The sequence below is a fragment of the Massilia sp. CF038 genome, from assembly GCF_900129765.1.
GTDB lineage: Bacteria > Pseudomonadota > Gammaproteobacteria > Burkholderiales > Burkholderiaceae_D > Telluria_A.
On the sequence record NZ_FQWU01000002.1, the window covers coordinates 729177 to 746823 of the forward strand.

A 17647-nucleotide genomic window follows, 5' to 3' on the forward strand; every position below is an offset into this window, starting at 1 on the left:
CGGCTATTTCGCCGGCGTTTTGGCGACGCTGCCGAAACCGATATTGTTTTCGGCGCAAATGCGTTCATAGCGTTCAACGACCGGCTTGCCATTGGCCTGATTGATCGCCACTTCGTAATGCCAGCCATCGGTCACATCGCTGCCATCACGCCGGCGCGCCGGAATCGTCGCCGTCCATGAACGCGTGTACACGGTGGGGTCGGTAAAGGTGCCCACGTAGTTGTAGCGCTGGCCATTCGGCGCAAAGATATACCGCTCCACCACCTTCAGATTCTCGCTGGCGAATTCGCCGGTCCGGCCAAACAGCGCCTTGCCGTTGTTATTGGCTGCGTCCACCACCAGCGTGTTGCCTTCCCAGTGGCCGCGCGAATCCCCGTTCCACAGCTTGATCTGTTCCGGCAGATGGGGCTTGCTATCCAGATGGATGATGCGGCTGCCCGAATCGAACAGGAACAGCACGTAGCCAGGATACTGGCGAATCTCGTAGCCATGCCACATCAGCGACTTGGGAATGCCGGCCGGTGCGCAGCGCGCCAAAGGCTCGATGTATTCAGGCTTGGTCGGATTATGGAAGTTCGCCAGAAACTCCTGCTGCTTCGCGCGTGCCCACGGCTGGAACGGGATCTGGCCATCGGCCGGATCGCTGACCCGGCTAGGCGCCCGCGATTCGCGTGGTCCCAGCGGTTTGCGCGGCGGCGTCGGGTCGCCCGGGATGCCACCTTGCGGATCGGTGAAGTTACTGTGGTTCGAGATCGTGTTTGACCAGTGCCCTTGCACGTCGGGCTGACCATCCGGCAGACGTTTGCCGGTCCATTTGCCTTCCGCGATCTGGGTGAAGCTGGGCTCGAAGGCGATGCGGCGCGTGCCGTCAGGCGTCGCACCGGCTTGCTGCGCCAGCGCCGGCAGGGGCGCGAGAAAGAGCAGCGCAATGGCGGCCGCTGTGTGATTGTTCATGCTGTCCTCAATTTGGCTTGGGCGGATAAAACTGCTCGTAGTCGAGCGTGGTACGGTAGTCTTCGATCAGCTGGAAGTTCTTTTCGCGGTGACGGTGCAGAAGAACGCTGATGCTCCACGGTTTAGAGAAAACCTTCGGATCTTCCAGTACTGCCTTGTACTCGATCGTGTTCGGGTCCAGGTAGGTCCAGCGCTCGACCACGTGCAACGCATCGCTGTGGAAGTTGCCGGCCCGGTCCAGCCAGGTCTCGTCGTTGAAGTCCTTCACGTCCACGACCAGGGTGTCGCCTTCCCAGCTGCCGCGCGAGTCGCCCAGCCAGAACTCGTGGGTTTCCCCACCCGGATGTGGCGTGCCGTTGGTGTGGATGGTGCGCACCGAGTGGCCAAACTGGTGGAACAGCGTGATGTCGCGCGGACGCTGAAAAATCTGGAACGGCTCACGCGAATACACAGCGCGTGGCGTTCCCAGGGTCCAGCCCTTGACGCGTGGGTCTGCCGTCTCGCGCGCGGCGAAGTTCTTCTTGCGCTGCTCCAGCGCTGCCGGCAGATACGGAATCGTGCCGCCTTCGACCACGCCTGCGCCGGGTGGCGCATCCTTGCGCGCCGCATGCGGCTCCAGGTCGTAATCTGCCGCGCTGGTGGTCTCCCATATGCCCGAAAAATCCGGCTTGCCGCTGACCGTGCGCGGAATTTTTTGTGCTGGCGCTGCTGCCGGTGCCATACCTGCCGCCACGCTCAGGGCGACAAACAGGGCCAGAGCGTGGCGGCGCCGCTTGCGCGGCTGCTCAATCAATGCACTCAAGATCAGCCTCCCGCACGTGCTGGGGCAGACGGTGCATCCTGCGCGCCGCCAGTCTGGAAGGTGCGCCCGTCGGCCAGCGTGATATACACGCTGTAGCCGAAGGCTTCACCATTCTTGGAACGGTATCCTTTGATTGATACCTCATCGCCCAGTTTGAGATCGGCTTTGGACAAGCCCTTGTTGGCCAGCGCGTTCGGTGCGCCGAATTCCACACCCCAGTTGGTGACCTTCCCGTCACTGCCTTTCACATCGAAGAACAGCCAGCTGTGTGGATTGACCCACTTGGCCTTGGTGATGGTGCCTTTCAGTTCGATCGGCTGCGCGGCATCGAATTCGGCGGCGAAGGCATGGTGCGCATCGGCCGGCGCCGCAGCGCCCAGCAGCACAAACGCCAGTCCGGTCACGCCGGCTCGCAAGTGCTTGGTGTTGATTGACATACTTTGCTCCAGTGTTGAAGTTGAAGAACGCGACATGTATCGCAGGCCTTCCTTGGTGAGCAACCTTCGTGCCACGCAAGCGATTGCGCTAACACCTTGATCTGGCAGGCGCTATGCGCAAGCTGCTGTGGCCATGCTGCTGGCATGGCAGCACACACAGCCCACCCCTGTTGCGAACTCAGCAGCAACAGCGCCATGCCGCGCATGCAAGCGCACCAGGAGCCCCGTCAAATCAAGGACTTGGGCACATCCATCGACGCTGGCACGCTCCCTGCTATCGACAACAGGGCAAGCACACCCACTCAACCACAGGAGCACACCATGAAGGCAGCAACCGTCTTGACCGCAGCAGCACTGATCCTCAGCACCGGCCTGGCATGGGCCCAGCAGACCCCGGCCGCACCGGCCGCGGCCGCGGAACCGTACAAGGCCATCACCCAGAAGCTCAATCGCCAGCAGCTTGATGGCCTGCTTACCTACCCGGACCAGGTGCTGCTGGTCGACGTGCGCCGCCCGGACGAGATCACCGCCATCGGCGGCTTCCCGACTTACCTCAGCGTGCAAGCGAAGGACATTGAAAGCGGCGCCGTCTTCATCCCGCGTGACCGCAGCCTGATCACGATTTCGAACCATGCCGGACGTGCGCTGAAAGCGGCAGACGCGCTGCTGGCCAAGGGCTTCAAGGTGGCCGGCGCGGTTGGCGTGCAGGATTACGAAGCAGAAGGCGGCAAGCTGACCAGGATCGCCGCACCCGCGCCCAAAGTAGCCGCCGTCACCAAATAAGGCAGGACCATGGACCCGATCGAAATTGCACGCCAGATCAGTGAATCAGCCATCGGCACCGCCTTGCGCGAGTCGCTGATCCTGTTTCCGCTGATCGAGGGCATCCACCTGCTCGGCCTTGCACTGTCGTTCGGGCTGATCTTCTTTACCGATTTGCGCCTGATCGGCGTGTTCCTGCCGCACGTGCCGATCTCGCGCATTCTGCTGCAGCTGCGCCGCTGGATCTTTACCGGTTTTGCGCTCACCTTCGGCAGCGGCCTGCTGCTGCTCTGGGCCGAAGCCGACACCATGATCACCAACCCGGCTTTCCTTGCCAAGTGCGTCGCCATCGTCATTGCGCTTGCCAACGCCCTCGCCTTCGAATTCGCCTGGGGCAAACGGGGCGCGGCCTGGGTAGACCAGGCGGTTGCACCGGCCGCTGCCCGCATCGCCGGCTGGGTGTCGCTCTCGTTCTGGACCCTTGCCACCGTTGGCGGCCGCCTGATTCCTTACTACGCCTGAGAACACCATGACACCGATTGCAATTGCAGAAGCGCTGCAACAGACCGCGCTTGGCCTGGCAATGCGCAAGGCCCCAGAAAGTGCTGTTCTGGGCATCCAGATTGCCCACGTACTGGGCTTGATCCTGCTGCTCAGCACACTCGTTCTGATCAACCTGCGCCTGCTTGGCTGGGGCCTGCGCGACTTGCCCCTGCCACAGCTGATGCGCTCGACCCGCAAGGGACTGTGGCTTGGCCTGGTGCTGGCCATCGGTTCCGGTTCGCTGCTGTTCCTGTCGGCGCCAGTGCACTACGCGGGCAATGCCGCCTTCGTACCCAAGATGGCACTGCTGGCGGTGGCCCTGCTGGTGCAGGCCAGCCTGTTTTCCGCTGTGACGCGGCGCGAAGCGCCTGCTGCAATGCTGGCCCGCTCCACTGCCGGGCTCTCGCTGGCGCTGTGGTTCAGCGTTGGCCTGGCGGGCCGCGCCATCGGCTTTGTCTGATTTCTATTTCAACCTGAGGAGAACCCATGAAACACCTGCTTGCATCCATGACCCTGCTGGCCGCCACCGGCGCCATCGCACAAACGCCGCCGGCACCACCGCCACCACCCGCACGCGGCCCGGCGCTTGACCTGGCACTGGAGGCCGCCCGCACGGCAGTTGACAACTGCAGCACGCGCCAGCAAAAGGTCAGCGTCAGCGTGGTCGATTCGGCCGGCGTGCTCAAGGCCCTGCTGGCCAGCGACGGCGCCCATGCGCGCGGTGTTGCGTCCAGCACCAACAAGGCGCAGACCGCGCTTGCCTTCAACAGCGCCACCGGCGCCCTGGGCGAAAAGGCCAAGACCGATCCGGAACTGGCCGCAAAAATCGCCGCCAATCCAAACTTTAACGCCCGTGGCGGCGGCGTCGTGCTGACAGAAAAAGGCGGCGCCGTGATCGGCGCGATCGGCGTGGGCGGCGCGCGCGGCAGCGATATCGATGAAGCCTGCGCCCTGGCCAGTATTGCGCAAGTTCAGAGCCGTCTTCAATAAACAGAAAGGAAGCAAGTCTCATGCACCACCGCTCCACCATCAAACTGACCGTGCTCGCCGCGCTGCTGGCGGCCTTTGGCCCGGCGCAGGCGAGCGGTGTGCCCACTCTCAAGGAGGTGTTGGTCAAGGCTGGCGAGGGCGCACAGCTGGGCGTGGCCGATTCCGCCACCGAAGGCACCGTCGGCGCCCAGCAGATTGCCACTCGCCCCCTCTTGCGTGCGGCCGAACTGATCGAAACCATCCCGGGCATGATCGTTACCCAGCATTCGGGCGACGGCAAGGCAAACCAGTTCTTCCTGCGCGGCTTCAATCTGGACCACGGCAGCGACTTTGCCACCACCGTGGGCGGGGTCCCGGTGAATGTGGTCAGCCACGGGCACGGCCAGGGCTACATGGATCTTAATTTTGTGATCCCGGAACTGGTGTCCACGGTGCGCTACCGCAAAGGCGTGTACGCGGCTGAAGATGGCGATTTTTCCGCAACCGGGTCGGCCCGTATCGACTATCAGCGCGTTCTGGACCAACCCTTCATTGACCTGACGGTCGGCCCACACAACTTCCGCCGCACACTGGCGGCGGGCAGCACCAGCGTTGGCGACCATGCGCTGCTCGCCGCCATCGAGGCCGGCACCAATGATGGCCCATGGGATCAGCCGGAACGGCTGCACAAGGTCAACGCCTTGCTGCGCTGGTCGCTGGGCACGGCATCGAACGGCTATGCCCTTACTGCGCAAGCCTACCGCTCGCACTGGATCGCCACTGAACACGTGCCGGAACGCGCCATTGTCAGCGGCGAAATTGGCCGCTTCGGCGCCCTGTCCGGTGACGACGGCGGCCAGACCCACCGCTACAGCCTGGGCGCTGAATGGGCGCGCAGCGACGCCGCAGGCAGCACCCGTGCCAACGCCTACCTTGTCGACTATGGCCTGAACCTGTTTTCCGCGCCGTCCGGCTTCATCAATGGGCCGGAGGGCGACCAGCACGAGCAGGCCGACGCTCGCCTGTTCTGGGGTGGCGCCGTGCAGCAAAGCTCTCCCCTGAAAAACGGCGAACTGGCCGCTGGGCTGCAACTGCGCCACGACCGGGCACGGACCCTGGGCTTGTACCGCACTGTCGCGCGTGTCCGCGGCGCCACCATTCGCCAGGACCGCGTCAGCGAGACCGAGGCCGGTATGTATGGTGTCTGGCACAACGACTGGGCGCCCTGGTTGCGCACCTCGCTCGCCGTGCGCCACGACCGCATCGACGCCAGCGCCACATCGACCGGCGGCGCCTTCAATGGCGACAACGGTGGCGATGTCAGCGCCGGCCAGACCAGCCCCAAACTAAGCGTCGTGCTCACGCCTTCAGCACAGATCGAAGTCTTCATCAACTGGGGGCGCGGCTTTCACAGCAACGATGTGCGCGGCGCCACCAGCACCGTCAACCCGGCCGATGGCAGTCCGTCAGACAAGCTGGGGCTGTTCGCCCAGGCCAAGGGCGGCGAACTGGGGCTGCGCGTGCAGCCCGTCAAGGGCTGGACCAGCAGCGTCTCGTTGTGGCGCATGTCGCTCGCTTCGGAGCTGGTGTTTGTCGGCGACGACGGCGTCACTGAAGCGCGCGGTGCCTCCCGCCGCCACGGCATTGAATGGTCCAACTACCTGACCCCGGCCCCGGGCATCATCGTCGACGCCGATCTGGCCGTCTCGCGGGCACGCTTTCGCGAGCCGGTCGAGGGCGGCGGCCGCGAGGTGCCCAACGCGGTGCCGCTGACCGCCTCGCTTGGCGTCAGCGTTGACCAGGGCCTGGCCTGGTTTGGGGGCCTGCGCACGCGCTTCATTGGCAAGTACGCGCTGGAAGAAACCGGCGTCCAGAAGTCGCGCCCAGTCTTCACCACCAACCTCAAGCTCGGTTACCGCGTCAACAAGGACTGGCAGCTCGCTTTGGATGTGCTCAACCTGTTCGACCGCAATGCCAACGACATCGAATACTGGGGAGCCGCCTGCACCCGCGCCGAACAGGCCAGTGGCGCCTGCGGCGATGGCATTGAAGGCCGCCTGATCCACCCACTCGAACCCCGAACCTTGCGCGCCAGCGTGCGCGCCACGTTCTGACCAAACACACCACTCCACCATCAGAAAGAAAGCCATGAACAAGCAAGTACCACAGCCATCGATCTTCAAGCTGCGAAAGAGCAGCGCCGCCGTCGTCGTTGCCCTGACCATTCTCGCTGCCCCGGCCGCGCAGTCGCAGGAGGCGCCGAAGGCGGCCGACGAAGACGTCGTCACGCTCGACAACGTCACCGTCACCTCGCGCAACCGCGAAGAGCTGGCGCAGGATATCCCGGTGCCGGTATCGGTCGTCAGCGGCGCCACGCTGGAGCGTGACAACGTGGTCGGCATTGCCGGCCTCACGCAAAAAGTGCCCAATCTTGGACTGTTTGGCAGCAACCCGCGCCAGACTAGCATCTCGATCCGCGGCATTGGCAAGAACGCCGCCAACGACACCATGGAACCCAGCGTCGGCGTGATCGTCGACGGTGTCACCAGCGCTTACGTGGGCCAGAACTGGACCGACTGGGTCGACCTGGACCGGATTGAAGTCATCCGCGGACCACAAGGCACCCTGCTCGGGAAAAACACCACGCTGGGCGTGATCAACATCACCACCAAGGCGCCCAGCTTCACGCCCGCTTACGTGTACGAAGCGCGCCTGGGCAGTTACAACAACCTGGAAGGCAAATTCTCGGCCACCGGTCCGATCGTCGATAATGTCCTTGCCTACCGAGGCTCCTTCTTCATCAACAAGAAGGACGGAGTACTGAACAACACCTGGCAATCGGGCCCTGAAACCTGGAACGAAACCTACCGCGTGGGCGGACGCCTGCAGTTCCTGCTCACCCCAAGCAAGGACCTGTCGGCGCGCATCATCCTCGACCAGATCCAGTCCAGCGAGAACGGCAATAAGTCCCTGCTGGTGAACAATGGCCCTGCCACCTTCGCCGACGGCCCGGCCCGCACCACCACCTTCCAGAGCCGCCTGTCGCGCAGCTACTTTAACAACAGCGACGGCAGCACGTACCAGCCCGTGTATGGGAACAACCAGATCGAGGATTCTCAGGCACGCCCTCAGCGCACGCGCCAGAGCGGTGCCTCGGCTGAAATCAACAAGAATCTGGCGAATGGCTTTGCGCTCACGTCGATTACAGCATGGCGCGAGCAGTACTTCGACATCAAAAATGGTGGCGTAACGCGCTTTGACATCGGCAACGGCGGCCAGCAGCTGTGGAACAAGCAGCTCTCGCAAGAGCTGCGTCTGACCTCGCCGCTGGACGCTAAGATCGATTACCAGGTCGGCCTGTACGCGCTCAAGGCCAAGGTCTACAGCGACGACCCGACCTCCTTCGGTGCCGATGGCGGCGCCTTCAACGCCTCCAACGCGCAGTATGCTGCGCTCAGCGCGCCCCAGTACCGCGGCCTGCTGCGCGCCTCGCAAGATGGCGTCTACCGCTCGTATGTGCTGGAGCCGAAGACCACCAGTCTGGCCGCCTTCGGCCAGGCCAACTGGCATGTGACTGACAAGGCCACGATCACTGCCGGCCTGCGCGACACCCAGGAGAAAAAACAGGGCCGCAACCGCCGCGAACTGGACCGCGCCGGCAGCGCACTCACCAACGACACCGGTACCGACAACAGCAAGGCCGGACAGTATGGTCTGAATCTGGCCAATGCAGCCGACCTGGCAGCGTGGAACGCGGCCAAGGCGCTCTACACCAATGCCATTGGCGGCGCTGGTGGCGTCTACGACTGGAAACAGGGCGAGCAAATCGACAGCAACTCGGTATCGTGGCTGCTTAGTCCAAGCTACAAGGTGACCGACAATGTGCTGCTGTATGGCTCGGCATCGCAAGGCGAAAAATCGGGTGCGGTCGAATTTGTGACAGCGTCTGGCGCCACCCTCGGCACGCCGCAGAATGTGCGTCCTGAAAAAGCGCGCAACTACGAGCTTGGCGTCAAGAGCGTGTTCCTCAATCATGCCCTGCTGTTCAACGCCAATCTGTACCAGATTACGGTGACGGACTACCAGTCCAACCTGACGGTGGAAGACACGACCTCCACGACTGGTCTGCGTACCTACCTGGGTAACATCCCGGGTGTGCGCGCACGCGGCCTGGAACTGGAAGCGAACTACGCGGCCACGCGCAATCTGAAGGTCAATTTGAATGCGTCCTTCAACCGTGCCGTCTACCTCGATTACAGCACGCTTGCACCGGATACCTCGACCGCGCAGCTGGTCAACTTCGCTGGCCGCCAGCTGCATGGCGCGCCAAAAGTCATTGTGAATGCGGGCTTCGACTATGCGCATCCGATCGGCAGTTACCTGGGACGGGTGTTTGTCAACAACGCCTACCGTTCCGGCACTTACCTGGCGGCCAACCAGTCGGAGAACACCTATCAGGCAGCGTACTCGCTGCTCGATGCTGGCCTGACATTCGGCACCCGCGACGGCCGGTACGAGTTGTCCGTGGTCGGTAAAAACCTGACTGACAAGGATTACGCCACCGGCGCCGGCACCTACAGCGGATCGGGTGCGATCACGGTGCAACCGGGGTATGATCGGACCTTTGCCGTAGTGTTCCGCGCCAAACTGTAAGTAAATACAACCAACATCGTCCTCGCGCAGGCGCTGGCGCATGCGCCAGCCCCATAGCACCTTACCGAATACGTTCAGCGTGCTATGGGGCTGGCGCATGCGCCAGCGCCTTCGCGAGGACGACAAACAGTCCAAGGAGATGCACACGATGACACGATTGACCCAACACGATTTCGACCCCGAAGTGCTCAAGCTGTTCGACCAGTACGTGCACGGCCAGCTTGACCGCCGCGGCTTCCTGTCTCAGGCCGGACGCTATGCGGTGGGCGGCGCCACTGCGGCCAGCCTGCTGACTGCCCTGTCCCCGAGCTTTGCCGCCACCGTGGTGGCGCCCACCGACCCGCGCATCAAGGCCAGTTACGTCGAGTATCCATCGCCCAACGGCTACGGTACCCTGCGCGGCTACCTGGTGCAGCCAGCCAACGCCAAGGGCAAGCTGCCCACGGTGCTGGTGGTGCACGAGAACCGCGGCCTGAACCCGCACATTGAAGACGTGGCGCGCCGCCTGGCGCTCGACAATTTCATCGCATTCGCGCCGGACGCGCTGTTCCCGCTGGGCGGCTACCCGGGTGACGAAGACAAGGCGCGCGAGCTGTTTGGCAAACTCGATCAGACCAAAACCCGCGCCGACTTTGTAGCTGCCGCCGAAGTCCTCAAGAAGTTTCCGAATGGGAATGGAAAAGTGGGCGTGGTCGGCTTCTGCTACGGCGGCGGCATTGCCAACTACCTGCCCACGGTGCTCAAACTGGACGCCTCCGTGCCGTTCTACGGTGCCCAGGCGCCAGCGGCGGAAGTGCCGAAGATCAAAACGCCGTTGTTAATTCACGACGCCGAGAAGGATGAACGCGTCCTCGCCGGCTGGCCCGCCTACGAAGAAGCACTCAAGGCCAACAAGGTCGATTATCAGCACTTTGTGTACGCGGGCGCGCAGCACGGCTTCAACAACGACACCACGCCGCGCTTCGACGAAGCCGCTGCCAAACTGGCCTGGCAGCGCACGGTGGACTTCTTCAAGAAGCACCTGCATGGCTAGGATCTGCATAAGCTAGCGCAGAATCATTCGTTCTCAAAGGCGCCCCGCTTGCGTAGCCTGACAAGCTACAGAAAGGGGCGCATCATGAATAAACTACTTACCTTCCCCGACAGCGCCGGCATGGCGCTGTCGATCCGTGCCAAGGCATTGCTGTTCCACGATCCGCTGTCTTCGCGCCTGCTGGAACAGGTCGAACGCATCGCGCGCAGCGATGCGACCGCCTTGATCATTGGCGAAACCGGCACCGGCAAAGAGCTCATCGCACGCCATCTGCACGCGCAAAGTGGCCGCAGCGGCGCTTTTGTGGCCATCAATTGCGGCGCCTTCAGCGAAACGCTGATCGACTCCGAACTGTTCGGGCATGAAGTGGGGGCATTCACCGGCGCCACCCAGGCGCGCCCGGGCTGGTTTGAAGCGGCCAATGGCGGCACCCTGTTCCTCGACGAAATCGGTGACCTGTCGCTCAATCTGCAAGTCAAGCTGCTGCGGGTGCTGCAGGAACGCCAGGTGGTGCGATTGGGGTCACGCAAGCCGATTCCGCTCGACGTGCGCCTGGTGGCAGCCACCAACGTCGATCTGCACAAGGCAGTTGCGGCGGGCCGCTTCCGCGCCGACCTGTTCTATCGCTTGAGCGTGGCGCCTGTCACGCTGCCGCCGCTGTACCAGCGCCCAGGCGACATTTTGCCGCTGGCGCGTCACTTCATCCAGACCTACGGATCGAAGATGCAGCTTGGCCAGGTAACGCTGGCGGCTGACGCCTGCGCTGCGCTGCTTTCGTATGAATGGCCGGGTAACATCCGCGAGCTGGAAAACGTGATTCACTATGCCCTGATCGTTTGCGGTGGCAGCCAGATTGTCGCCGCCGACCTCAAACTGGTCGGGGCCATGCACCGCCAGCACGCCGTTGCCGCGCCTGCCCAGGCGATCCCCAACCGGCTCGAGAATCTGTTTGAGCAGATGATCGAATCTGGCGAGCCTGCCCTGTACGAAAAGGTTGAGGAAGCGCTGTTGCGCACGGCCTTTTCGTGGTGCCACCAGAACCAGGTGCAAACAGCCAGGGCGCTGGGCATCAGCCGCAATGTCTTGCGCACCCAGCTCAAGCGCTTCGGCATGATCGGCGCGGAGGCCGAAGCGGCCACCGAGTGACGGCCGCTTCATCATCATTTATCCGCCTGGCGCGGTGAGCACGGACAGCTTGCTCACCCCGCTGCGAGAAATGGCCGCCATGGCCTTGGCCACGGGTTTGTATGGCACCGTTTCATCCGCCTGCAGACTCAGGGCCAGCTCCGGATTGGTCTTCAGCAGGCCTTTCAGTTCCAGCTCCAGCGCATCCAGTGCGACTTCGCGCTTGTCGATGAAGACCTTGCCGTCATGGTCAACACTGACCGTGACTGCCTTGACGGCATCTGGCGGCGCGGTGGACGCCGTTTGCGGAAGGTTGATACGCACCGCATTGTTAAGCAGCGGCGCCGTCAGGATGAACACCACCATCAGCACCAGCATCACGTCCACCAGCGGTGTGATGTTAATTTCGCTCAGCACGTCAGCATTGCCCGATCCGGTAGAAAACGCCATTATGCGGTCCCTCCCTTCGCGCTCAGTGGCTTGGCCACCGGCGTCAATCGCGCCAGCCGGTAGTGGCTCTTTTGTGCCAGGTTGAGCAAGTCGTTGGCATAGTTGTCCAGATCAAGCGCTGCCACTTTCAGGCGCCGCACGTAGAAGTTGTACGCCAGGACCGCCGGCACGGCGACCGCAATGCCCACGCCGGTGGCAATCAGCGCTTCGCCAATGGGCCCCGCCACCACGTCAATGCTGGCCGACGCATTCTTGCTGATGGCCGTCAGTGCGTGGATGATGCCGAACACGGTGCCGAACAGGCCCACGAACGGCGCCGTGCTGCCCACCGAGGCCAATACCGCCAGGCCGCTTTCACGCGAAGCGTATTCCTTCTGAATTTGCTGGCGCAGATGACGTTCAAGCAGTTCTTTGCGGTCCCAGCTATGTTCGAGGTCGGTATCAGCGGCGGCGTCCGACACATACAGCGCATCGAAGCCGACGCCCGCCACGCGCGCCTTGGGACCGAACTCACGGTCCAGCTGGGCCGCCGCATCAAGGCTGCTGGCGCTCCAGAATTTGCGGGCAAAGACCTTGTCCTGGCGCCCCAGCGACCAGTTCTGCCAGGCTTTGGCGACAATCAGGACCCAGGTCACGATCGAGAAAAGAATCAGCGCATACAGTGCGCCCTGGACAATCAGCTGCAGATAAAAGTCGTTCATGTGCTTCCTTGAAGTTTAGATTTTAAAATTGAGTGGAACCTGGACCCAGCCCTCGATCGGCGTCTGCCCTCGCCGTGCCGGGGCAAAAGCCCACTGCTGCACGGCCTTGATCGCGGCCTCGTCCAGAATCTGGTGCCCGCTCGATGTGGCCACATTCACGCTGTCAGGCTGGCCGGACGCCAGTACGTGCACCTTGAGCACAACCTTGCCTTCCAGGCCACGCTTTTGCGCCGCCAGTGGATAATCGGGCGCCGGGTTACGCAGGTAGCCCGCATAGCCTTTTGGCTCGGTGACCGGTTCAGCCACCGGTGCGGGGGCAGGTTTTGGCGCGGGCGCCGCTTCGACCGGCATTTGCGCCACCTGCACCGTATCGGCGCTGGCCTCCACCATGGGCACGTCCTTGGCGACCACCGGCGTCGCAGGCGCGCGCGCTGGCAGCGGGGTTTTCAGGCGTGGCGCCGGTGGTTCGAGCTTGGGTGGTGGCGGCGGTGGCGGCGGCTCGACCTTGGGCGGCGCCAGCGAGATGGTGATCGGCTTGGGGGCCGGTGCCGGCACGACCACCGCCTTTGACTGCGACAAGGTATAGATCGCAAATCCATGCAAACCAATGATGGCGGCCACCAGCGCGATGCTGGCAACTGGGGTGCGGCGCTTGCCGGTATCGGCGGGCGGCGCCGCCAGTTCCACTACCGCGATCGGCGGCGCTTGGCGCGCCGGCTTGCGCACGGCAGAACGGCGGGGGACGGCGGAAATTTGATCGAATGTCAGTGTGGCCATGGATAAATCCTCCTTTGCCATCACTTCAGCAGGATCCGTGCCAGTCCATCTGCGGGGCATAGCCCCCTTTTCAGCAAGAAAATCTGTTGCCCAACACGCAGAAGTGCTGTCTGCCTGCTGCCCGCTGCGCAGTAATCAACAGCGCGCCAAGGGAACGAAATTACCCTGTCGACTGTCTTCCACCTATACCCATCACCATCGGGAGGCAGGCATGAAGTTTCGACTCAAACCTTTGCAGCAACAGGTGATTGTCATTACGGGCGCCACAAGCGGCATCGGACTGGCCACGGCACGCACGGCCGCAAGGCGCGGCGCCAGCCTGGCGCTGGCGGCCCGCAATGGCGATGCGCTGGCCCAACTGGAGCAGGAATTCGGTGGCGACGCCGTGGCCACCGTGGTGGCCGATGTCGGGCAGATCGATGACGTGGCGCGCATTGCTGCCAAGGCGCTGGCGCGCTTTGGCCACATCGATACCTGGATCAACAATGCCGGGGTGTCCGTATTCGGTCAGCTTGAGCAAGTTCATCCGGAAGATCACCGGCGCTTGTTTGATACCAATTTCTGGGGCGTGGTCAATGGCTCACTGGAAGCGGTCAAGCATCTCAAGGCGCGCGGCGGCGCCCTGATCAACCTTGGCAGTGAAGTATCGGACCGGGCCGTGCCGCTGCAGGGCATGTATTCGGCCTCCAAGCATGCGGTCAAAGGCTTTACCGACGCCTTGCGCATGGAGCTTGAACACGAAAAAGCGCCGGTCTCGGTCACCCTGGTCAAGCCAGCCGCGATCGATACGCTGTTTACCGTGCACGCACGCAACTACATGGAGCGGGAACCGGCCTTGCCGCCGCCCATCTACGCACCGGAGCTGGCGGCCAAGGCCATTTTGTTCGCGGCCGAGCATCCCAAGCGCGACGTGTTCGTGGGTGGCGCCGCCAAGGCGGTGTCGCTGGGCGGTTTTCACATGCCGGCACTCATGGACAAATACATGTCCGCCACCATGTTCAAGCAGCAGCAAGGCGAGCAGCCCAGCGTCCGCGCCCGCAGCGACGCCCTCCACCAGAGCGACCCCGCACAAACCTTGCGCGAACGCCTGGGCAGTACGCCCAAGGTGGCCGAGTCGGCTCCCTACACGGCGCTCTCGCTGCGCAGCAAGCCATTACTGCTGGCACTGCTGAGCGGGGGCGCCGCCTATGCGGCGTGGCGGATGCACGCGCGCGGCAAGCAATCAGCGCTTGCCGTGCTCTGAGCCTGCTGGGCGGGCCCGTGGGGCACCGGGCGGTGCAGTGTTGAGAAACTCGACATCGTCGTCGTCCAGCGGCACGTCGGGCAGCGCTTCGATGTGGTCGACATCAATGTCGGCACCGTCGCGCACCACGGTGTCGCGGCCGGCCGCCGCGCGTTCGCCGGTGCCGCCGGAATCGCTGTCGCTGTCGAGATTGGCGTCGCCCACGTCGGGACCGGCTGTGCCGCCTGCCGTGCTGGCTTCAAGGTCGGACGTGGTGCCGGTATCGAGATCGAGCGCTTCTTCACCGGCCAGGCCGGCCGCCCCGACCAGGTCGCTACCGCTGTCGGAAGAATCGCTGGGGCCAAGGGCGCCGGTGCCGTGACCAATGCCCAGACTGCGGTCTGGTGGATCAGGGAAATTGTCGGGATCGAGAGTACTGTTGCCTGCCATAATTAACCTCCATATCGGTAAGTGAGAACGTTCTCACAGGCTACCGAAATTTTGGCAATCATGGCGCGGGGGAGGATCAAGCCGCATTGCCTTCGGTAAGGCGGGCGCCCATATCATGTTGAATAACTTCGGGTACATGGAATGGGCCCCCGCCTTCGCGAGGGCGATGTGGCGGCATTTATCCAGGCGCCCGCACCGTCCGGCAACAACGGCCTTAGCGGCGCGTCATGCGCTCGGTCACGTCCATGCCCACGCCGCGATAACCGGCAAAGCGGCTCTCGCTATCGAACATGGGCTCCCCGCTCACCTGCAGGTACTGCACCTTGCCGCTGCTGCTGGTGCGGGTGTACACAAAATCGAGAAACGGCTGGCGGCTGGCGATGTTGGCGTCAAGCTGTGCGCGTTCTTCGGCATTCCATCCCGCGCTCGCGCCCTGCTCCGCGCCAATGCCCAGCATATCGGCCACCGGTCCAGAAAATCGCGTCAGCGTGCCGCTGGCATCCTGTTCCCAGTACCAGTCGGACGACAATTCGGTAAAGCGTTGGAAGCGTGCTTCGCTGGCGCGCAGTTCGGCCGTGCGCTCCTGGACCGCCTGTTCCAGATGGCGGTTGTAGTCGCTCAGGCGCTGGTACAGCAGGCGCACTTCAAGCATGTTTTGTATCCGCGTCTGCACTTCCACCAGATCGAAGGGCTTGCTGACAAAATCGCGTGCGCCCGCCTTCAGCGCCTGCAGTTTGTGCCCGGGCTGCGCGGTGATGACCAGCACCGGCAGGTAGCCACCGGGATCGACGTCCTTGAGTGCTTCAATCACCTGAAAGCCATCCATCACCGGCATTTGCAAGTCCAGCAAAATCAGGTCGTAGCGGTGTTCCTGATGCAGCGCGCGCACCGTGGTCGGGTTCTGCGTGGTGGTGATCTCGGTATAGCCGGCGTGCCGCAACATCTGGTCGAGCAGCATGACGTTGGCTTCCTGGTCATCGACAATCAGAATACGGGCACGGCGAATTTCGGATACTTCTAACATGGTGAACTCTCGAAGAACTTCATTTCTGGCTGGTGGTGGCTGCGTGCTCCAGAGCGACGTCCAGCGCCTCCATGAATTCACGTACGCGTATTGGTTTGGTCAGGTAGCGGAAGAAGCCCGCAGCCATGCCCTTTTCTATGTCACGCGGCATGGCATTGGCGGACAGGGCCAGCACCGGAATGTGATGGGTGGCCGGATCGGCGCGCAAAATTTCAAGCGCATCGTAGCCACTCATGCCCGGCAGGTTAATGTCCATCAGGATCACGTCGGGCAGATAGGCGCGCGCCAGTTCGATGCCCAGATTGGCATTGATGGCAGTGAGGATGCGCAGATCGCCGCGACGCGCAATCAGCTGTTCAACCAGCGCCAGATTGGCTGGATTGTCTTCCACATACAGCAGTGTCGGTTGGCCATCGGCCTCGCTCTTGTGCGGCATGTTCTGGCGGCGCTCCAGCGCCAGCTCGTCGGCGTTGTCGATCAGCAGACGCGGTGCTTCCGACGCTGCAAACTCGACCCAGAACACGGTGCCCACGCCAATGCTGCTTTCGACGCCAATGACCCCACCCATGAGTTCGACCAGCTGCTTGGTGACGACCAGGCCAATGCCGGTGCCCTCCTCGCCGCTATTTTCCTGCCCCAGACGGTTAAACGGCTGGAACAGATGTGCAACCTGATCGGGCCCCAGGCCAATGCCCGTATCCTGTACGCTGATGCGCACGCGGTCCACGCCGCTCAAGCTGCACTTGACGGTGACGGCGCCGCCGACCGTGTTGTACTTGATTGCGTTCGACAGCAGGTTGATCATCACCTGCTTGACTCGGGTGCGGTCGGCATGGACATAGAATTTTTTATCGAGCTTGGTAAATTCGAGCCGGATCCCGCGCTTGGCGGCCTGCGGTTCAATCATGCCCTGGCAGTCGTTGAGCACTTCGCCCACCGACATTGATTCCTGCGACATGGTGACCTTGCCCGATTCGATCATGGCCAGGTCCAGAATTTCGTTGATCAGGCTAAGCAGATACCAGCCGCCTTTGAGAATCTGGTCGATCGAGCGCTGCTGGGACGGCCGCGGCGGTGGCGTGTCCGACGCCATCAGCTGGGCAAAGCCCAGTACCGCATTGAGCGGCGTGCGCAGCTCGTGGCTCATGGAAGACAAGAACTCCGACTTGGCAAGGTTGGCCTTTTCGGCCACGGCGCGTGCTTTTTCCAGCTCCGCGTTGGACACCAGCAGGCGCTGATCCAGCAGAGCCTGGGCTGCTTCGGCGCGCTTGCGCAAGGTGTTGTCGGTGCCGATCAAGAGGTAGCCAATCACGCTGCCATTGGCGTCGCGCAGGGCCGTCACCGATACCAGCGCAGGAAAACGGCTGCCATCCTTGCGGATGTAGGTGAGGTCATAAATGTCTTCGATGCCGCGGCGCGCCTTGAACACCATCGCTTCAAAGCCCGGACGAATCTCGACACCGAGTTCCTCGCTCAGCGCCAGCGCACGTGCAATCAGCTCGTCGCGGTCGGAGATGGCCGCGGGCGTCAGTTTGTCCACCACTTCGGTCGCCACATAACCGAGCATGCGTTCGGCCCCGACGTTGAAAATCTGGATCACGCCCTGAGCATCGGTGGCAATGCTGGAAAAATTCTCGCTATTGAAAATGGCGTCCTGCAGCGCACCGGCCTTGAACATGGGCGCGTCGTGCAAGGTGCGCTCCACGTTCGAGCGAATGCGCATCGCCTTTTCCACCCGTACTGCC

The 17647-nt window shown here is 62.9% G+C and carries 18 protein-coding genes; 9 read left to right on the plus strand and 9 right to left on the minus strand.

Features of this window, described 5'->3' with window-relative positions:
- Positions 1-3: 3 nt before the first annotated feature.
- From BUC24_RS13720 to BUC24_RS13730, 3 genes are read right to left on the minus strand one after another with little or no spacing between them, the layout of a single operon-like run.
- On the minus strand, positions 4-954 hold the full coding sequence (locus BUC24_RS13720; protein ID WP_073216901.1) for a hypothetical protein: 951 nt from the start codon (positions 952-954) through the stop codon (positions 4-6).
- A 7-nt stretch (positions 955-961) separates the two neighbouring features.
- On the minus strand, positions 962-1756 hold the full coding sequence (locus tag BUC24_RS13725; RefSeq protein ID WP_229448214.1) for a hypothetical protein: 795 nt from the start codon (positions 1754-1756) through the stop codon (positions 962-964).
- A gap of 2 nt (positions 1757-1758) precedes the next feature.
- Positions 1759-2193 carry a DUF6152 family protein gene (locus BUC24_RS13730; protein ID WP_073216905.1) on the minus strand — a complete coding sequence of 145 codons (435 nt, stop codon included), beginning with the start codon at positions 2191-2193 and terminating at the stop codon, positions 1759-1761.
- A 321-nt stretch (positions 2194-2514) separates the two neighbouring features.
- Here BUC24_RS13730 and BUC24_RS13735 point away from each other — a divergent pair, with 321 nt between their 5' ends.
- The 8 genes from BUC24_RS13735 (at position 2515) to BUC24_RS13770 (ending at position 11299) form a co-directional block, all read left to right on the plus strand.
- Entirely contained in the window at positions 2515-2976 is a 462-nt protein-coding gene (locus tag BUC24_RS13735) for a sulfurtransferase (RefSeq protein WP_073216909.1), read from the plus strand.
- Positions 2977-2985: 9 nt separating this feature from the next.
- Positions 2986-3477, plus strand: coding sequence for a DUF6644 family protein (locus tag BUC24_RS13740; RefSeq protein WP_073216913.1), 492 nt, complete (start codon positions 2986-2988; stop codon positions 3475-3477).
- Positions 3478-3484: 7 nt separating this feature from the next.
- Positions 3485-3958 (plus strand): DUF6644 family protein, encoded by a 474-nt coding sequence (locus BUC24_RS13745; RefSeq protein WP_073216916.1) that lies wholly within the window; start codon positions 3485-3487, stop codon positions 3956-3958.
- A 26-nt stretch (positions 3959-3984) separates the two neighbouring features.
- A complete protein-coding gene (locus BUC24_RS13750) occupies positions 3985-4488 on the plus strand; it encodes a GlcG/HbpS family heme-binding protein (protein WP_073216919.1) in 504 nt (167 codons plus the stop codon).
- A 20-nt stretch (positions 4489-4508) separates the two neighbouring features.
- Entirely contained in the window at positions 4509-6581 is a 2073-nt protein-coding gene (locus BUC24_RS13755) for a TonB-dependent receptor (protein ID WP_073216921.1), read from the plus strand.
- Positions 6582-6615: 34 nt separating this feature from the next.
- Positions 6616-9120 (plus strand): TonB-dependent receptor, encoded by a 2505-nt coding sequence (locus tag BUC24_RS13760; protein ID WP_073216924.1) that lies wholly within the window; start codon positions 6616-6618, stop codon positions 9118-9120.
- 148 nt (positions 9121-9268) lie between these two features.
- Positions 9269-10153, plus strand: coding sequence for a dienelactone hydrolase family protein (locus BUC24_RS13765; RefSeq protein WP_073220071.1), 885 nt, complete (start codon positions 9269-9271; stop codon positions 10151-10153).
- A gap of 84 nt (positions 10154-10237) precedes the next feature.
- Entirely contained in the window at positions 10238-11299 is a 1062-nt protein-coding gene (locus tag BUC24_RS13770; protein WP_073216927.1) for a sigma-54 interaction domain-containing protein, read from the plus strand.
- Between the two features lie 18 nt (positions 11300-11317).
- Here BUC24_RS13770 and BUC24_RS13775 read toward each other — a convergent pair whose 3' ends face one another.
- The 3 genes from BUC24_RS13775 to BUC24_RS27285 are packed head-to-tail and all read right to left on the minus strand — an operon-like array spanning position 11318 to position 13206.
- Positions 11318-11728, minus strand: coding sequence for an ExbD/TolR family protein (locus tag BUC24_RS13775; protein WP_073216930.1), 411 nt, complete (start codon positions 11726-11728; stop codon positions 11318-11320).
- A complete protein-coding gene (locus BUC24_RS13780) occupies positions 11728-12429 on the minus strand; it encodes a MotA/TolQ/ExbB proton channel family protein (protein WP_073216933.1) in 702 nt (233 codons plus the stop codon). The genes BUC24_RS13775 and BUC24_RS13780 overlap by 1 nt, the downstream gene beginning before the upstream one ends.
- A 15-nt stretch (positions 12430-12444) precedes the next feature.
- Positions 12445-13206, minus strand: a complete 762-nt coding sequence (locus BUC24_RS27285; RefSeq protein WP_178372541.1) for an energy transducer TonB — start codon at positions 13204-13206, stop codon at positions 12445-12447.
- A gap of 211 nt (positions 13207-13417) precedes the next feature.
- Here BUC24_RS27285 and BUC24_RS13790 point away from each other — a divergent pair, with 211 nt between their 5' ends.
- Positions 13418-14449, plus strand: coding sequence for an SDR family oxidoreductase (locus BUC24_RS13790; protein WP_073216936.1), 1032 nt, complete (start codon positions 13418-13420; stop codon positions 14447-14449).
- Here BUC24_RS13790 and BUC24_RS13795 read toward each other — a convergent pair.
- The 3 genes from BUC24_RS13795 to BUC24_RS13805 form a co-directional block, all read right to left on the minus strand.
- The gene (locus tag BUC24_RS13795; RefSeq protein WP_073217044.1) at positions 14429-14878 is read right to left on the minus strand and encodes a hypothetical protein; all 450 of its coding nucleotides are present in this window, start codon (positions 14876-14878) and stop codon (positions 14429-14431) included. The genes BUC24_RS13790 and BUC24_RS13795 overlap by 21 nt on opposite strands.
- A 214-nt stretch (positions 14879-15092) precedes the next feature.
- Positions 15093-15902 (minus strand): response regulator, encoded by an 810-nt coding sequence (locus BUC24_RS13800; protein WP_073217047.1) that lies wholly within the window; start codon positions 15900-15902, stop codon positions 15093-15095.
- 19 nt (positions 15903-15921) lie between these two features.
- Positions 15922-17625: a PAS domain-containing hybrid sensor histidine kinase/response regulator gene (locus tag BUC24_RS13805; protein WP_073220088.1), complete on the minus strand. Its 1704-nt coding sequence runs from the start codon at positions 17623-17625 to the stop codon at positions 15922-15924.
- Positions 17626-17647 lie beyond the last annotated feature (22 nt).

Excerpts from the sequence above, each read along its gene's own strand:
- BUC24_RS13805 (WP_073220088.1), bottom strand. The coding sequence starts at position 17,625 with ATGCGCATTCGCTCGAACGTGGAGCGCACCTTGCACGACGCGCCCATG.
- BUC24_RS13750 (WP_073216919.1), top strand. The coding sequence starts at position 3,985 with ATGAAACACCTGCTTGCATCCATGACCCTGCTGGCCGCCACCGGCGCC.
- BUC24_RS13740 (WP_073216913.1), top strand. The coding sequence starts at position 2,986 with ATGGACCCGATCGAAATTGCACGCCAGATCAGTGAATCAGCCATCGGC.
- BUC24_RS13765 (WP_073220071.1), top strand. The coding sequence starts at position 9,269 with ATGACACGATTGACCCAACACGATTTCGACCCCGAAGTGCTCAAGCTG.
- BUC24_RS13735 (WP_073216909.1), top strand. The coding sequence starts at position 2,515 with ATGAAGGCAGCAACCGTCTTGACCGCAGCAGCACTGATCCTCAGCACC.
- BUC24_RS13745 (WP_073216916.1), top strand. The coding sequence starts at position 3,485 with ATGACACCGATTGCAATTGCAGAAGCGCTGCAACAGACCGCGCTTGGC.
- BUC24_RS13720 (WP_073216901.1), bottom strand. The coding sequence starts at position 954 with ATGAACAATCACACAGCGGCCGCCATTGCGCTGCTCTTTCTCGCGCCC.
- BUC24_RS13755 (WP_073216921.1), top strand. The coding sequence starts at position 4,509 with ATGCACCACCGCTCCACCATCAAACTGACCGTGCTCGCCGCGCTGCTG.
- BUC24_RS13780 (WP_073216933.1), bottom strand. The coding sequence starts at position 12,429 with ATGAACGACTTTTATCTGCAGCTGATTGTCCAGGGCGCACTGTATGCG.
- BUC24_RS13790 (WP_073216936.1), top strand. The coding sequence starts at position 13,418 with ATGAAGTTTCGACTCAAACCTTTGCAGCAACAGGTGATTGTCATTACG.
- BUC24_RS13730 (WP_073216905.1), bottom strand. The coding sequence starts at position 2,193 with ATGTCAATCAACACCAAGCACTTGCGAGCCGGCGTGACCGGACTGGCG.
- BUC24_RS13770 (WP_073216927.1), top strand. The coding sequence starts at position 10,238 with ATGAATAAACTACTTACCTTCCCCGACAGCGCCGGCATGGCGCTGTCG.
- BUC24_RS13800 (WP_073217047.1), bottom strand. The coding sequence starts at position 15,902 with ATGTTAGAAGTATCCGAAATTCGCCGTGCCCGTATTCTGATTGTCGAT.
- BUC24_RS13795 (WP_073217044.1), bottom strand. The coding sequence starts at position 14,878 with ATGGCAGGCAACAGTACTCTCGATCCCGACAATTTCCCTGATCCACCA.
- BUC24_RS13775 (WP_073216930.1), bottom strand. The coding sequence starts at position 11,728 with ATGGCGTTTTCTACCGGATCGGGCAATGCTGACGTGCTGAGCGAAATT.
- BUC24_RS13760 (WP_073216924.1), top strand. The coding sequence starts at position 6,616 with ATGAACAAGCAAGTACCACAGCCATCGATCTTCAAGCTGCGAAAGAGC.
- BUC24_RS27285 (WP_178372541.1), bottom strand. The coding sequence starts at position 13,206 with ATGGCCACACTGACATTCGATCAAATTTCCGCCGTCCCCCGCCGTTCT.